Here is a 16,981-nt window from a genome sequence, read left to right as displayed (position 1 = left end):
CGATTAATAGTGGCATTTACCGCATTCTAAACCTCCCATTTGCGCTGCAGTCAATTTTTCTACACCGTATTTTTTAGAAAGTTCAGCATGAATTTTATCATAATATGCATTCCCTTCCATCTTAACATCAGTTTTTCTATGGCAATCAATACACCACCCCATTGTTAATTTAGAATATTGCTTCATGATTTCAAATTCCTGCACTGGACCGTGACAAGTCTGACATTCAACACCTGCAACAGAAACGTGTTGTGAGTGATTGAAATATACGAAATCAGGTAAATTATGAATACGAACCCATTTTACAGGTTGTGTTTTTCCAGTATATGCTTGTTTAGCTTTATCCCATCCAACTGCATCATATAACTTTTGGATTTGAGCATCATAAAATGCTTTGCTATACTCTGCTGTAGCAGTAGTTTCAGCAACTTCAGAAATATTTTTATGACAGTTCATACAAACATTCAAAGAAGGAATACCAGCAGTTTTACTTACACGTGCTGCAGAGTGACAATATTTACAATTGATCTCGTTATCACCAGCGTGAATTTTATGAGAGTAGTGAATTGGCTGAATTGGCTCATAATTCTGATCAACACCAACCTGCATCAGGTACCCGTACACAAAGTAACCACTAGCTAAAAGCAAGAATATAGAAGTAACTAATACTAAAAATTGATTTCTGGCAAATGCTTTCCAAATTGGAGTTCTAGCTTCTTTAGGACCAACTACAATTCCATTATTACCGGCAACTTTAGTTAATACTTTGTTCACCATGAACAACATTACCACTAAAATAGCCATTACAAGAGCAAGAGCCCCTAAAATAATATTGTTAGAAATTCCTCCGCCTTCAACCTGAGTTCCAGGAGGAGTAGCCGCTCCACCTGCTGCTGCAGCCGGTTCAGCTTTTACTTCAGAAGTATAAGCGATAATATTATCAATATCACCTTCAGATAATTGAGGAAAAGAAGTCATTACTGACTTATTGTTTTCTTCAAAAAGTTTAACTGCAACAGCATCGCCTGATTTAATCATATCAGAGCTGTTGTGCACCCACTTGTAAATCCAAGCCATATCATGCTTAGCAGCAACCCCTCTTAAAGCAGGACCAGTTGATTTAGCATCTAATTTGTGACATGCAGCGCAATTTGCATTAAAAAGTTCTTTCCCTTTTACTGGATCACCTCCAGCGGTTGCGGCCGGAGCAGCAGCAGCTTCTGTAGCCGCCGGAGCAGCAGCAGCAGGATCTTGAGCAAATGAAGTTAGGGAGAAAATCAGCGTTAGCGATAAGCTAAGCATCAATTTTCTTGAGATCGAATTATGGTTACCCACCTTTTTCATATAGTATAAAATTATCTACTAATTTTTGGTATGATTTTTTCTGTATTAAAAACAATAAAAATCGACACCTTCTTTTAAAACTTGCACAAAAATACGACTTATGAACTATTCTCAAAACCTTAAAATACTCTTAAATATCAATTTATATCAATTCTAAATAATATTGAAATTTTCAATATAAACTTTAAATACTATTTTTGCATAAAAACCATCACATTATGAGAATTTTAACCCCGTCCAAAAGAGTTTTCTTAACATTAACCATGCTGAGTTTAGCATATAATATTCATGCCCAGGACCAAAATTTAACACTGAATCAGGACCCTAAATTTGAACAACTACTTAATGACAAACGTAAAATTAACACATCAATAAGTACAAACGATACATACAGAATCCAAATCTTTAGCGGAAAAAGCGATGAAGCAAAAAAAACGCTGACAGATTTTAAAAGAGAGTTCACAAGTCTCGATGGCACTATAATTTTCAACACTCCAAATTATAAAGTGATGGTTGGTAATTTTAAAACAAGAATAGAAGCCGAACGAAATTTAGTTGAAATTAAAAAAAGATACAAAAGCGTCTTTTTAATAAAACCAGGCAAATAAAACTCTAATATTTAAACCACTTTTTAAGTGGTTTTTTTTATGTATATCCATTGTTTTATTTTGTCACTAATTCACGGATTTATATCAGACAACACCTTAAAATTTTAATTGCCGCAGAACCTAATTAAACAGCAAAACGGATTAATAATAATTATCAGCCTGAGCTATTCCGCCAATAAAAAAAAAGCAAAAAAAAGCCTCAATTTTCATTGAGGCTTTTTTATATATTGAATATTATTTCAATTTCTTTTTGATAGCAACTTCATGGTATGCTTCAATAACATCTCTTTCTTCGATATCATTAAATCCTTTGATTTGAATACCACAATCATATCCTTTAGTTACTTCTTTAACATCATCTTTGAAACGTTTCAGAGCAACAAGTTCACCTGTATGCACTACTACTCCATCTCTGATAACTCTGATCTTAGAACTTCTTAAAATCTTACCATCAGTAACCATACATCCTGCAATAGAACCCACTTTAGAAATTTTGAAAATCTCACGGATTTCAGCAGTTCCTAAAATTTCTTCTTTCATCTCAGGAGCTAACATTCCTTCCATTGCATCTTTCAGGTCATCGATCGCTGCGTAGATAATAGAATAGTAACGGATATCGATTTCTTCTTTATCTGCAAGCTGTCTCGCATTACCAGCAGGACGAACATTAAATCCGATAATAATAGCATCTGATGCAGAAGCTAAATTAACATCAGTTTCAGTAATCGCACCCACTCCTTTGTGGATAATATTAATCTGAACTTCTTCAGTAGACAATTTAGAGAACGAATCTGATAATGCTTCAACAGATCCATCAACGTCTCCTTTAAGGATAACGTTTAATTCTTTAAACTGACCAAGAGCTATACGACGTCCAATTTCATCAAGTGTAATATGTCTTTGTGTACGTACAGATTGTTCACGCATTAATTGAGAACGTTTAGATGCAATTTGTTTTGCTTCTTTTTCGTCTTCAAATACATTAAACTTATCACCTGCAGTTGCAGCTCCATCCAAACCTAAAACAGACACCGGAGTTGAAGGCCCTGCTGCTAATACAGCGTGTCCTCTTTCATCATGCATTGCTTTAATTTTACCATGGTGTTTTCCTGCCAGCATATAATCTCCAATTTTTAAAGTTCCATGCTGAACTAAAATTGTAGATACATATCCTTTTCCTTTATCTAAGAAAGCTTCAACAACTGTTCCCTGAGCAGCTTTATTTGGATTTGATTTCAAATCTAATATCTCAGCTTCTAATAAAACTTTTTCTAATAATTCTTTAACTCCTGTTCCAACTTTTGCAGAAATATCATGTGACTGAATTTTTCCACCCCAATCTTCAACAAGTAAATTCATACCAGCTAAACGTTCTTTAATTTTTTCAACATTTGCATTTGGCTTATCAATTTTATTGATTGCAAATATAATTGGCACTCCTGCAGCTTGTGCGTGAGAGATTGCTTCTTTTGTCTGAGGCATGATATCATCATCCGCAGCTACCACAATAATAGCGATATCGGTAACCTGCGCACCACGTGCACGCATCGCGGTAAACGCCTCGTGACCCGGTGTATCTAAGAATGCAATTTTCTGTCCATTATCTAAAGTTACTCCATAAGCCCCAATGTGCTGTGTAATACCTCCGGACTCACCAGCAATAACATTTTCTTTACGAATATAATCCAGTAAAGATGTTTTACCGTGATCGACGTGACCCATTACAGTAACAATCGGTGCTCTAACAACTAAATCTTCCTCTCTATCTTCAACTACCTCGATAGCTTCTTCGATATCAACTGTGATAAACTCAACTTCATAACCAAACTCGTCGGCAACGATAGTTAGGGTTTCAGCATCTAAACGCTGGTTCATTGTAACCATGATTCCAAGAGACATACAAGTTCCGATAACTTTAGTAATCGGCACATCCATCATGATAGCGATTTCACCTACAGTAACAAATTCAGTAACTTTAATCGTTTTACTTCCTTCGTCAAGTGCTCTTTGCTCATCATCAGATTTCTGACGGTGCGTTTCTCTTTTATCTCTTCTGTATTTAGCCGCTTTAGATTTTCCTCCTTTACCCTGAAGTTTTTCAAGAGTTTCTCTAATTTGGTTTTTTACTTCTTCTTCTGTAGGCTCTACTTTTGCTACAATTGCAGGACGGTTTCCTTTTACAAAACCAGGTCTTGCACTTCTGTTCGCATTAAAACCTCCTCCACCGGTATTTGGTGTAATTTTGTTAGGATTCGGAGTACCCGGTGCATTACCTGTTGCAGGTTTTGGAGCACCCGGTGTACCTGGCTTAGGAGCAATTCTTTTACGCTTGTTTTTATTAGCGTTATTTCCTGCTCCCGGAGCTCCCGGTTTATTTGGAGTTATCTTTGGATCTTCCTTCTTTTTCTTAGGTTTATTAAATTGAGATAAATCAATTGTCTGGCCTGTAAGGGTTGTTCCTGATAACTTTTGATATTGCGTTGTGATTGTTTCTTCAGCAGTTGCAGGGTCAGTTGAAACAACTGGTTCCTGAGCTACTTTAGTACTTTCAGCTTTTACTTCTTTTTTCTCAGTAATAATAGGTTTTTCTACCTTTTTCTCTTCAGAAACTACAGGAGCGACAACTGGCTCTTGTTGAACAATTTCTTTTTGAACTGGTTTTTCTGTTTGAACAGGAGGAGTAACGACAGCTTTTGGCTCTTCAACTTTCGCAGGTTGTTCCGGCGTCGGAACAGCAGCAGTTTTCTTTGGATTCAAATCGATTTTACCAACCTGAACAGGTCCTGTTACAACGGCTCTTGCTTTTATAATTTCCTGTTGTTTTTGGCGCTCCTCGTCTTGTCTGCGTTTGTCTTCAATTTCTTTCTCGCGTTCTACACGCAATGCTTCTTTTTCTTTTCTTTTTTCTTCTCCAACCTCTTTAGAAGCTTCCTTATTCCCCTTATCGCCCGCAAATTGGCTTTGTAGGATATTAAATTCGCTATCAGAAATTTTTGCATTTGGATTTGCATCAATGGCAATTCCCTTATCTTTTAGATAATCAACAGCTCTTTCTAACGAAATATTTAATTCCCTTAAAACCTTGTTTATTCTTATTACTCTCTCTTCAGACATATAACCTTTTTATTATTACCTTTTTTCTTGTGTTGTTAGAGCAGATATTTAGCTATTCTAGCTATCAAACTCTTCTTTTAGTATTTTCATAACATCAAGAATTGTTTCCTCTTCTAAATCTGTTCTTCTTACTAAATCTTCTACTTCTTGTTTTAAAATACTTTTTGCAGTATCTAAACCTATTTTAGCAAATTCTTCTATTACCCATCCTTCGATTTCATCTGAAAACTCTGTTAATTCAACATCGTCTTCATCTGCAGTTGCACCGGCAACATCTCCTTCACGGATTACATCTAACTCATAACCAGTTAACTGACCCGCTAATTTAATATTGTGACCTCCCCTACCAATTGCTTTAGAAACTTCTTCCAATTTCAGGAAAACTTCAGCTCTTTTGTTGTCTTCATCAATTTTGATAGAAGAAACTTTTGCAGGGCTTAGTGCTCTTGTAATAAACAATTGAATATTGTTTGTATAGTTGATTACATCAATATTTTCGTTTCCTAATTCACGAACAATTCCGTGAATACGAGATCCTTTCATACCAACACAAGCTCCTACAGGATCAATTCTGTCATCATAAGAATCTACGGCTACTTTTGCTTTTTCACCAGGAATACGAACTACGTTTTTAACCGTAATTAAACCATCGAATACTTCAGGAATTTCCTGTTCAAATAATTTCTCCAAAAACTTCTCAGAAGTTCTTGACATAATAATCTGAGGCTTATTCCCTTTTAATTCAACGCTTTCAATGATTCCACGAACATTATCTCCTTTACGGAAAAAGTCAGATGGAATTTGTTTTTCTTTTGGAAGCACAATCTCATTCCCTTCATCATCAACCAAAATTACAACTCTTGGACGTACGTGATGTACTTCTGCGGTGTAAATATCGCCAATAATATCTTTAAATTGCTTATAAAGATTAGTATTATCGTGTTCGTGTATTTTTGATATCAAGTTTTGACGCAAAGCCAAAATAGCTCTTCTTCCTAAATCAATCAATTTTACTTCTTCAGAAACTTCTTCACCAATTTCAAAATCCGCCTCAATCATTCTTGCTTCTGTCAAAGTAATTTCTTCATTTTCAAAATCAAGATCTTCGTCAGCAACAATTACCCTTCTTCTCCAAATCTCCATATCTCCCTTATCAGGATTAATGATAATATCGAAGTTATCATCAGAACCGTATTTTTTCTTTAATGCATTTCTAAACACGTCCTCTAAAATTGCCATAAGCGTTACACGATCAATAAGTTTATTATCTTTAAACTCTGAGAATGAATCGATTAATGCTAAATTTTCCATGCGAATTCTTTAATTAAAATGTTACTGTAACAATTGCCTCTTTAATTTCTGTATAAGGTATTTGTTGCTCTTTTTGAACTGTTTCTTTTCCTTTTCCTACTTTTTTCGGTTCTCTTGCTTTCCAAGACAAAATTATAAAAACATCGTTAGCTTCCACTAATTCTGCTTCAATTTTTTCAGTATTTGTAGTAACAATCAGCGTTCTACCAATATTTTTCTTGTACTGTCTTACTAATTTCAAAGGCGATCCTACTCCAACTGACGCAACTTCAAGAGAAAAATCCTGCTCTTCACGATCCAGATTATTCTCGATTGCACGGCTAATATCAATGCAATCCTGCAACGCCACTCCTTCATCTCCGTCTAAACCGACACTAATTTTAAAAGAATCCGACACAGAAAGGTCAATCAAAAAGATTGATGGCTTTTCCAGAAGGGCTTCTGAGATTAATGTGTTTACTTTTTCTTTAAATGTCATAATTTTATAAAAAGAGGGGACACTTAGTCCCCTCATTATTTAGATTTTAATAAATAACGGTGCAAATATAGTGATTTTTTTATAAATCAAAATAAATAGATTACCCTAAAATATTTCTTATCTTTATAGTAGCATTAAAACAAAAGAATTTTCACATTATTTAATACTTAAAGATATGAAACGAATTCTAGTACCTACTGACTTCTCAAAACATGCAGAAGATGCCTTAAAAGCCGCCGCACAAATCGCTAAAAAAAACGATTCTGAAATTATTGTACTGCATATGCTCGAGCTTCCACATCAAATGAATGACGCTATTACAGGGAGTGCAAGTATACCCGAGACTATGCTTTTTATGAAAAAAGCCAATGAAATGCTTGACGAAGTTTCTGCCAGCCCTTTTCTGGACGGAATTCCTGTAACTGAAATTGTAAAGATGGACAAACCCATTCATGGCATTACACAGGTAAGCAAAGATTATGAAGTTGATCTAATTGTAATGGGGTCTCACGGATCTTCTGGTGTGGAAGAATTATTAATAGGATCTACTACTGAAAAAGTGGTCAGAAATTCTGAAATTCCGGTTTTGGTAATCAAAAAAGATATTTCAAATTTTAATCCCGCCAATATTGTTTTTGCGTCAGATTTTACTGATGAAAGCAAAAAACCGTTTGAAAAACTTTTGAAATTCATAAAAGTTTTTGACTCAAAACTACATCTGGTTACGATCTGCACACCGAACAGCTTTAAGCCAACCCATGTGATTGAAAAAGCAATGAATGAGTTTATTGCTGAATTTAACCTCACTAATTATTCGACCCACATTTACAATGATACCAATATCGAAAAAGGAATTCTCAACTTTTCAAATGCAATCAATGCAGATATCATTGGAATGTGCACTCACGGAAGAACCGGCTTTGCCCACTTTTTTAACGGAAGCATCAGCGAAGGACTTGTAAACCATGCTGTAAAACCTGTTATTACGTTTAAAATTTAATTAGCATATGTTCAAAAATTACATTTTCTAAATAAAAAAGCTTCTCATTTAGAGAAGCTTTTTTATTTAGAAAACCACCAAATCATGAGCTTTTAAACAAAGTTAACATGAGCTTTTGAACAAAGCAGGCATTAACATTCTTTCTGAACTTTGTCAAATAAATCATTAGTTAAAAACAATATGAAAACAATTGACAAAATTTACATCAATGGAGCATTTGTAACTCCAAAAGGGAATGAACGATTTGAACTTATCAGCCCCACCACCAATAAAAAATTAGGCGAGGTAGTATTAGGCAATACAGAAGACGTGATCGCTGCAATTGATGCAGCCAAAAGAGCATTTAAAACCTTCTCAAAAACAACAACTGAAGAACGAATTGAATATTTACAAAGATTAAAAGCTTCTATTGAAAAAAGAAAGCAGGAATTTGTTGATGTAATGATCGAGGAATATGGCGGAACTTTTCAATTTGCATCAGCTAGTTTCGATAATATGACAAACAGTTTCAACTCAGCCATAAAACTATTAAACACCTATTCTTTCAAAAAAACTATGGGAGAATCGGAAGTGCAAATGGAATCAATTGGAGTTGTCGGGATTATCATTCCATGGAATTCAAGCAATGGATTTATCTGTGGAAAATTAGCAACTGCTATTGCAGCAGGATGCACTGTTGTAATCAAACCAAGCGAAATGAGCGCACAACAGACTCAGTTAATTTCAGAATATTTTCATGAAGCAGGGTTACCAAAAGGCGTTTACAACATAGTAAATGGTTTAGGCGAAGTTGTTGGTGCAGAAATCAGCCGAAATCCTGATATTGCAAAAATCTCATTTACAGGATCAACAATGGTTGGAAAAATGATTGCAAAAGAAGCCGTCAACACAATGAAGCGTGTAACATTGGAGCTTGGCGGAAAATCACCCAACATCATCCTTGATGATGCCGACTTATCAAAAGCCATTCCGATGGCGATTGCAGCGGCCTTTATGAATAGCGGACAGGCTTGTATTGCCGCAACACGCCTATTGGTTCCGGAAAACAAATTGGAGGAAATAAAAAATATAGTTTCAAAAACAGTCTCAAACACAATTGTAGGAGATCCTAAAAATCAAACGACAGCTGTTGGCCCGATGGTCAGCAAAAAGCAATATGAGCGTGTACAAAATTACATTCAAACCGGAATTGACGAAGGGGCCGAAATACTTGTTGGAGGATTAGGAAAACCCAAAGGACTGGAAGATGGAAACTTTGTAAAACCTACTGTTTTTGTAAATGCAAACAATCAAATGCGAATTGCAAGGGAAGAAATTTTCGGTCCCGTTCTCTCTATTATCACTTATAAAGATGAAGAAGAAGCTATCGAAATCGCCAACGATACAACTTACGGATTACAGGCCTATGTAAGTTCTGCAAGTGAAGACAGAGCTTACAAAGTTGCCTCACAACTACAGGCTGGCCGTGTTCAGATAAACAAAATTGGACATGATCCGATGGCACCATTTGGAGGATTTAAACAATCTGGAATCGGCAGAGAATTCGGAACATTAGGCCTTGAAGCTTATCTTGAACCAAGAGCATTAATCAGATAATAAAAAACTGCAAGATACAGGCAGTCTTGTTTTTAAAACTTCCTGTATCTTTTTCGTAATTTTACATTATGACAACAATCAAAACAAACACAAAACCAAAAATAGTATATTCCTGTTACTACACGCGCAGTCGCGAAGGAGAACATTTTATACCTGAACATGTGTTTAGCTATCAGATTTCAGGCGAAATGATTGCTTCGGACGGAAAAAAAAATTACCACTCAAAACCCGGTGACTTTCGCATTAGCAAAAGAAACCACTTAGCCAAATTTGTAAAAATCCCACCGGAGGGTGGAGAATTTAAAGTGATATCGCTTTTTTTGGAACAGGAAATCCTACGTGAAATCTATCAGGAATACCAGTTTACAATTGACAAAAAACCTCATGACGGCATTATAATTCCATTAAACCCTCATCCTTTATACCAATCGTTCATGACCTCACTTCTATCCTATTTAGAAGTCGAACAGGAAAACAATGAAGTCTTATTTAATTTAAAAATCAAAGAAGCCGTTCATCTTTTACTAAAAGTAAATCCCGAACTTAAAGATGTTTTATTTGATTTTAACGAACCGGGGAAAATTGACCTGGAAGCTTTCATGAACAAGAATTTCCACTTTAATGTTCATCTAACCCGTTTTGCCTATCTGACAGGACGAAGTTTAGCAACTTTCAAGAGAGACTTTCAGAAAGTATTTCAGGAAACACCGGGGCACTGGCTTCTGAACAAAAGACTTCAGGAGGCGTATTATCTGATCAAAGAAAAAGGAAAAGCACCGTCAGAAGTTTATCTGAGTGTTGGTTTTGAAGATTTGTCCCATTTCTCTTTTTCATTCAAAAAGAAATTTGGAATTGTTCCTTCTTCTTTATTTTCAAAGTAATTCTGTTTTTATCAACTTTAAAGAAATTTCAGACTTCAATTCAGAGAAACTTAAATTAGTTTAGAAAATTGAATTTGAAATTTCATTCTAAACTTTCAGAAAAAGGATGGCATAAAAAAAGCCTCTCGATTGAGAGGCTTTTATGTTGGTCTACTAGGACTCGAACCTAGAAAGACTGCACCAAAAACAGTTGTGTTACCATTACACCATAGACCAGCAGTGCCGTTAAGCGAGTGCAAATTTAAAGCTTTATTTAGTTTGTGCAAATTTTTTAACTAAAAAAAATCATTTTTTTAGGTTTTTTTTAATTTAGAATCCCGCTTAACAACAGAAACTACTCACAGACAATGAATTACTTTCCACAGATAGTTTTGCAGAATTTTTTGTTAATGCTCGTTTCTTTACACAAAAAAACATTTTCTTTGTAGGATAGAAAACATTCAAAATTATAACACCTAAATATGGCACAATTCAATTTCAATAAATGGAATACAATTATTGGTTGGTTTGCATTTGCAATCGCTTTAATTACTTATACACTAACCGTTGAACCTACCATGAGCTTTTGGGATTGTGGTGAATATATTGCAACCGCGGCTAAATTAGAAGTTGGTCACCCGCCCGGAGCGCCTTTATTTCAAATGATGGGAGCTTTCTTTGCGATGTTTGCGAAAGATGCACAACATGTAGCGGTAATGGTAAATATGATGTCTGTTTTCTCAAGTGCATTTACTATTCTTTTTATGTTTTGGTCTTCTTCTATGATTTTGAAAAAAATTATAGCCCGTTTTACAGAAATTGATCAAAATAATTCGATTGTTATTTTAGGAAGTTCTTTTGTCGGAGCTCTGGCCTATACATTCTCAGATAGTTTTTGGTTTAATGCAGTCGAAGCAGAAGTTTATGCCATGGCATCTTTGTTAATTGCGTTACTATTCTGGCTTGGTCTTCGTTGGGAACAAGATATGGACAAACCAAAAGGAAATAAATGGTTATTGATTATTTCGCTTGTAATTGGTCTGTCGTTTGGAGTGCACTTTATGGCTTTACTGACTATTCCTTCTATTGGATTTTTATATTATTTTAAGCATTACGAAAAAATTACAATAAAAAACTTTCTAATAGCTAATGTAGTAGTTATAGGTATCCTGCTTTTTATTTTTAAATTGCTTTTACCCCTAACAATGGCCTTTTTTGGTAAAACCGAGATTTTCATGGTAAACAATATGGGACTACCTTTTAACTCAGGAACCATTTTTGTTGCTTTACTTTTTATCGCTTTCTTTTATTTTGGATTAAAATTTACCAGACAAAAAGGATTGATTTTCTACAATACTATTATTCTTTGTATCCTGTTTATTTTAATTGGTTTCTCTACCTGGATTATGCTTCCTGTTCGTGCGAATGCAAATACAGTTATCAATGAGAACAAACCATCTGATGCAATTGAGGTTTTAGCTTATTACAATCGTGAACAATATGGTGTAAACCCATTATTTTACGGACCTCAATACACTGAGGTTTTTGCCGGTCTTGATGCAAAAACGCCTTACTTAGACAAAAAGCCTAACTACGAAAGAGATTATAAAACCGGTAAATATATTATTACCAACAATTATAAAAACGCCGAACAAAACACTGATGATAATCAGAAAACTGTTCTTCCGAGAATGTGGAGTACCGAAACAGGTCATATTCAGAATTACATCAGTTTTACAAATCCTCCTGGTTTTAGAATAAACCCGGAATATCCTTATGAGGATGATCTGGCAAAATACGGAATTGATGCAAGTCAGTTATCGGAGGACGAATACAATAAAGCGACTGCCCAATTACGTAATGAAGTTGAAAAAACAGTTTCTGAATTCAGAAAAGCTTATGCACAAAAACAAATTGACAATGAAGGGTATGTAAAATTCCTGAAAAGTTATGGCGATTATTTAATTATCGAAAAACCAACTACCGGTGATAATTTCAGTTTTATGTTTGAATATCAATTTGGATACATGTACTGGAGATATCTAATGTGGAATTTTGTTGGACGCCAAAATGATGTTCAGGGAAAATATGACAATTTAGACGGAAACTGGATTAGCGGTATCAAGGCTCTTGATTCTTTACATCTTGGCTCTCAGGACAAATTGCCTTCGGATGTTTTAAACAACAAAGGAAGAAATGTATATTACTTCCTTCCATTTATATTAGGACTGATCGGACTTATGTATCATGCCAATAAAGATCTTAAGAGTTTTTATGTTCTTTTGGCTTTATTCTTATTTACAGGAATTGCACTGAAAATCTACTTAAACGAAAGACCTTTTGAGCCTCGTGAAAGAGATTATGCTCTTGTCGGATCTTTTTATGTCTTTGCAATCTGGATTGGGTTTGGTGTATATTCATTATATGAAACTATCAAAAATTATATTGCTCCTAAAATTGCAGGTCCTGTGATTATTGCAGCAACTTTTCTGGCTGCTCCTGTTTTAATGGCTTCTCAAAACTGGGATGACCACGACAGATCTGGAAAATATACTGCGGTAGCAATGGCAAAAGCATATTTAAATTCTTGTGATAAAAATGGTATTTTGTTTACGATTGGAGATAATGATACTTTCCCGTTATGGTATGCACAGGAAATTGAGGGCATCCGTACAGACGTAAAAATTGTAAATACCAGCTTATTTATGACCGATTGGTACATTGACCAGATGAAAGCGAAATCATATGAATCTGAGCCGCTTCCGATCTCTTTTACACATTCTGAATATGTTGGAGACAAACTGGATTATGTAGCTCATATACCAAAAACAGAAGCCCGTTGGGACATTAAAGGATTTATTAATTTTATTAAAAATCCAAAATCGACAGTGGGATTACAAAACGGACAGACAATTCATTTTTACCCAACGAATAAAATCAGGGTTCCGGTTGACAAAAATTTAATTATCAAAAATAAAGTTGTTAATCCAAAGTATAACGACTCTATAGTTCCTTATCTTGATATTGACATCAAAGGAAGTGCTTTATATAAAAACCGTCTGATGATGTTGGATATTCTGGCTAACAATAACTGGAAAAGACCAATTTATTTTAGTGGAGGTGCTTTTGATGATGAAGATTATTTATGGTTAAAAGACTATTTACAGTTAGACGGAATGGTTTACAAATTGGTTCCTGTAAAAAATACGCCATCAAAAGATGGAGGACCAATGGATATGGGACAGATTGATGCCGACAAAATGTACGATATTGTAATGAAATGGGACTGGGGCAACAGCGAGAGTGACAAAATCTATCACGATCCTGAAACAAGAAGAAACAGTATCACTTACCGTACAAACTTATCGCGTTTAATGAACCAGCTGATTGAAGAAGGTAAAATTGATAAAGCTAAAAACGTAATTAACTTAGCGGTTACGAAACTGCCTTTAGATAAATTTGGATATTACTCGTTGGTAGAGCCTTTTGCAGACGGCTATTACAAAGTAGGCCAGCCTGCCAAAGCACAGGACTTGCTTAACAAACTTGTTGAGAAATACAAAGAGGAGTTAAATTATTATGCTACATTAAGCAGTTCAGACCAAACAGATTTAGCGATGGATATCATTACTGATATTGAACGTTACAGAAGTTTACTGGATGTAATGAAAGCAAATAAAGACAATGCTTTCTACGAAAAACACAAAACAACTTTTAATACATATGTAAATGTATTTGAACGTTTTGGAAGAGAAAAAGAATAATATACGAAAAATATAGTAATTAAAAAAATGTAGCGCTGTTTGATAAATAGCGCTACATTTTTTATTTTTACATATACTAAATACTTATCAGTAAAAATGAGCTTCTATTGGGTAAAAACTAACGCATTTATAAAAAAGGTGTTTTCTAAATATTGCTGGGATATCCCAAACAATGAAAAGAAGATATACCTGACTTTTGATGATGGTCCTACCCCTGAAGTTACTGATTGGGTTTTGTCTGAATTAAAAAAGTTTGAAGCAAAAGCTACTTTTTTTTGTATCGGAAAAAATATAAAAGCCAATTCTTCTTTATTTGAAAAACTGATAAATGAAGGTCATTCGATAGGAAACCATACTATGAACCACATTAATGGATGGAAAAGTAAAACGAATGATTATGTAGAGAATGTAAAGAATTGTGCCACTATTCTCTCTGAAGAAAACAACTTAACTGCCCTGATATTTCGTCCTCCTTACGGAAAGATCAAAAAAGAACAATCCAGGATCTTAAGAAATCTAGGCTACAAAATTGTAATGTGGGATGTTTTAAGTGCTGATTTTGATCAGACGATTACTCCTGAAAAGTGTCTTGAGAATGTTACAAAAAATGTAAAATCAGGAAGTGTAATTGTTTTTCACGATAGTGTAAAAGCGTCACAAAATTTAAAATTTGCATTACCTAAAACACTTCATTTTTTAAAGGAAAATGGATTTGCGTTTGATATTATTCACTAATAAATCAAAAACTATACATTAAACTGATCCTGAACAATTCCTATTATTGTATTAGCATCAAGTTCTCCGGATTGTCTCCAGATCATTTGTCCTTCTTTATAAATCATTAAGGTAGGAAGTCCTTTTATACGTAATGCTTCGGCAAGTTCCTGATTTTTATCTACATCAATCTTAATGACTTTGGCCTTATCGCCAAGTGCAGCAGCCACATCCTTGATAACAGGATGCATTGATACAGATGATTCGTTCCAGTCTGTGTAAAAATCAATTAACACCGGAACCTGAGCATTTATAAGTTCTCCAAATTTTGACATAAAACCAAAAATTTAATTCTTTTAATCTCTTAAAAAGATATAATTAATACAAATGTAGCATTTTTAACGAATTAAGCCACATTCTTACCCTTTTTTAGTTCAATAACGGTTATTTCGGGCATAATTCCAACTCTTCCCGGATAAGCATGAAAACCAAAGCCACGGTTGACATATATATATTTACCTGCTTCTTCATACAATCCGGCCCATTGTTTATAAATGTACTGCGCCAAACTCCATTTAAAATATCCTGGTATTTCAATACCAAATTGCATACCATGCGTATGTCCGGCCAATGATAAATGAAAGTTTTTAGGATGATTTTTAATTTCAGCATCCCAGTGACTTGGATCGTGGCTCATCAGGATTTTAAAATCATCCTGAGCTACATTTTGGGAGGCTTTGTTTAAATCCCCGACTTTTTTGAAATTAACTCCCCAATTCTCCACTCCAATCAAAGCAATCTTATCATCGCCTTTCTGAATATATGTGTGTTCGTTTAACATCAATTTAAAACCTATATCACCATATAGTTTTTTGATTTCCTGAAAATTTTCATCTTTTTGTTTTTCAGATGGCCAGATTACATATTCACCATAATCATGATTTCCTAAAACTGAAAACTTACCATATTTATAATCTTTAATACGGTTGAAAGTATCTAACCACGGATGCATTTCTGTTGCATGTGTATTTACTATATCTCCGGTAAACAATATCATATCGGCTTCCTGCTCGTTTATTAAATCAATCGCGTAATTGATTTTTTCTGGATTATCAAAGCTTCCGCTGTGGACATCTGAAATCTGTGTTATTTTAAAGCCATCAAAAGCATCCGGAAGGTCTGGAAAAAAGATAGTCTGCTTAACTACTTTGAAATTATATTTTCCTTCAAAAATTCCATAAATTAATGATAAAAAAGGTACTGCTGCCAACCCCAGTGCAATCTGGCTAATAAACTTTCGCCTGTCCGGCATCATCTCTTTTCTTGGTGCATTATAAATAAAGTAGTTTAATATACTGGCTCCTATTCTAAAAATATCTTCACCAAACAAAATTAGGGTCATTACAATTTTAGGTACATATACAAGCAGCATCAGACCTGTTGTAAACATAAATTGTCTGGTCTGGCCCACTGACCGGTCTACTTGGGAAAAAGAATAAATGATGAAAATTAAAAGCAGTAAACTTATAACCTGGTAACTAACCAGAACCCATCTCAATTTGATTAAAGTACGAAAGGCTTGATAAGAATAGAACTCAATAAATAAAAAAAGAGCACAGAGAATGGCAAAACGAAGGATCATTAGTTTTTAGTTTTAAGCAAAGTAACAAAGAATGAAATTTTTATTGCTTTTTATTATCAAAAATTTAACTCAAATATAATTCAAAAAAGGCTGATAAATTTCTTCATCAGCCTTTTTACTCTACTCAAAATTATTTTCTATTAATCATCTCATAAACCCAAAACAATAATTTATGACACAAAAACAAAAAATCAATCTTTATTTTTTAGCTTTTGCGGTTTCCTGCTTAGCCGTTTCTGTTTTTGCAGCTTCTTTTTTCTCTGCTTTTGCTTTTTTGTGAGCTTCTTTTTTGTCGTGTTTAGTCGCTTTATCCTCTTTTGCAGGAGTTGTTTGAGCTGGTGTTGTTTGTGCGTTTACCATTGCTGTAGTTCCTAAAACCGCTATAGCTAACATTACTAATTTTTTCATGACTTTGAATTTTATAAATTATTATTATTTTCATTATTTATAAGTCAAAGATATAATCGTCAAATGAAGATTAAATGAAGATTTACCGGGATAAAAAAAATTAACTTTTAATTATATTTTATCTTTTTCAGGAAACAAAAAA

Annotated in this window: 13 protein-coding genes and 1 tRNA gene; 6 read left to right on the top strand and 8 right to left on the bottom strand. The window is 34.4% G+C overall.

Annotated elements, in window-relative coordinates; genetic code table 11:
• Nucleotides 1–3: 3 nt before the first annotated feature.
• Complete coding sequence (locus tag DCO46_RS15110; protein WP_116753346.1) at nt 4–1,344, bottom strand: c-type cytochrome; 1,341 nt, start codon at nt 1,342–1,344, stop codon at nt 4–6.
• Between the two features lie 218 nt (nt 1,345–1,562).
• On the opposite strand from DCO46_RS15110, the gene DCO46_RS15105 reads away from it, so the two are divergent.
• Nucleotides 1,563–1,952, top strand: a complete 390-nt coding sequence (locus DCO46_RS15105; RefSeq protein WP_116753345.1) for an SPOR domain-containing protein — start codon at nt 1,563–1,565, stop codon at nt 1,950–1,952.
• Nucleotides 1,953–2,186: 234 nt separating this feature from the next.
• On the opposite strand, the gene infB is transcribed toward DCO46_RS15105, so the two are convergent.
• Genes infB through rimP form a run of 3 tightly spaced genes read right to left on the bottom strand, consistent with a single transcriptional unit; the run spans nt 2,187 to nt 6,855 of the window.
• Nucleotides 2,187–5,066, bottom strand: a complete 2,880-nt coding sequence (infB, locus tag DCO46_RS15100; RefSeq protein WP_116753344.1) for a translation initiation factor IF-2 — start codon at nt 5,064–5,066, stop codon at nt 2,187–2,189.
• A 57-nt stretch (nt 5,067–5,123) separates the two neighbouring features.
• Complete coding sequence (gene nusA, locus DCO46_RS15095) at nt 5,124–6,377, bottom strand: transcription termination factor NusA (RefSeq protein WP_116753343.1); 1,254 nt, start codon at nt 6,375–6,377, stop codon at nt 5,124–5,126.
• 13 nt (nt 6,378–6,390) lie between these two features.
• On the bottom strand, nt 6,391–6,855 hold the full coding sequence (rimP, locus tag DCO46_RS15090) for a ribosome assembly cofactor RimP (RefSeq protein WP_165828961.1): 465 nt from the start codon (nt 6,853–6,855) through the stop codon (nt 6,391–6,393).
• Nucleotides 6,856–7,030: 175 nt separating this feature from the next.
• Between rimP and DCO46_RS15085 the strand changes: the two genes are divergently transcribed.
• The 3 genes from DCO46_RS15085 to DCO46_RS15075 all read left to right on the top strand — a co-directional run bounded on the left by DCO46_RS15085 (nt 7,031) and on the right by DCO46_RS15075 (nt 10,332).
• Nucleotides 7,031–7,855, top strand: a complete 825-nt coding sequence (locus DCO46_RS15085) for a universal stress protein (protein WP_116753341.1) — start codon at nt 7,031–7,033, stop codon at nt 7,853–7,855.
• A gap of 180 nt (nt 7,856–8,035) precedes the next feature.
• Entirely contained in the window at nt 8,036–9,451 is a 1,416-nt protein-coding gene (locus DCO46_RS15080; protein WP_116753340.1) for an aldehyde dehydrogenase family protein, read from the top strand.
• A 68-nt stretch (nt 9,452–9,519) separates the two neighbouring features.
• Nucleotides 9,520–10,332: a helix-turn-helix domain-containing protein gene (locus DCO46_RS15075; protein ID WP_116753339.1), complete on the top strand. Its 813-nt coding sequence runs from the start codon at nt 9,520–9,522 to the stop codon at nt 10,330–10,332.
• Nucleotides 10,333–10,477: 145 nt separating this feature from the next.
• Here DCO46_RS15075 and DCO46_RS15070 read toward each other — a convergent pair.
• Nucleotides 10,478–10,548 (bottom strand) — tRNA-Gln (locus DCO46_RS15070).
• A 245-nt stretch (nt 10,549–10,793) separates the two neighbouring features.
• Between DCO46_RS15070 and DCO46_RS15065 the strand changes: the two genes are divergently transcribed.
• The gene (locus DCO46_RS15065; protein WP_116753338.1) at nt 10,794–14,075 is read left to right on the top strand and encodes a DUF2723 domain-containing protein; all 3,282 of its coding nucleotides are present in this window, start codon (nt 10,794–10,796) and stop codon (nt 14,073–14,075) included.
• A 96-nt stretch (nt 14,076–14,171) separates the two neighbouring features.
• Nucleotides 14,172–14,810 carry a polysaccharide deacetylase family protein gene (locus tag DCO46_RS15060; RefSeq protein WP_116753337.1) on the top strand — a complete coding sequence of 213 codons (639 nt, stop codon included), beginning with the start codon at nt 14,172–14,174 and terminating at the stop codon, nt 14,808–14,810.
• 11 nt (nt 14,811–14,821) lie between these two features.
• Here DCO46_RS15060 and DCO46_RS15055 read toward each other — a convergent pair whose 3' ends face one another.
• From DCO46_RS15055 to DCO46_RS15045, 3 genes are all read right to left on the bottom strand, one after another.
• Nucleotides 14,822–15,124, bottom strand: a complete 303-nt coding sequence (locus DCO46_RS15055; RefSeq protein ID WP_115843618.1) for a thioredoxin family protein — start codon at nt 15,122–15,124, stop codon at nt 14,822–14,824.
• A gap of 71 nt (nt 15,125–15,195) precedes the next feature.
• Nucleotides 15,196–16,431 (bottom strand): metallophosphoesterase, encoded by a 1,236-nt coding sequence (locus DCO46_RS15050; RefSeq protein WP_116753336.1) that lies wholly within the window; start codon nt 16,429–16,431, stop codon nt 15,196–15,198.
• Between the two features lie 198 nt (nt 16,432–16,629).
• Nucleotides 16,630–16,839, bottom strand: a complete 210-nt coding sequence (locus DCO46_RS15045) for a hypothetical protein (protein WP_116753335.1) — start codon at nt 16,837–16,839, stop codon at nt 16,630–16,632.
• Nucleotides 16,840–16,981 lie beyond the last annotated feature (142 nt).

It is taken from the genome of Flavobacterium sp. HTF, assembly GCF_003105115.1.
GTDB lineage: Bacteria > Bacteroidota > Bacteroidia > Flavobacteriales > Flavobacteriaceae > Flavobacterium.
This window is presented reverse-complemented; position numbering and strand designations above follow the sequence as displayed.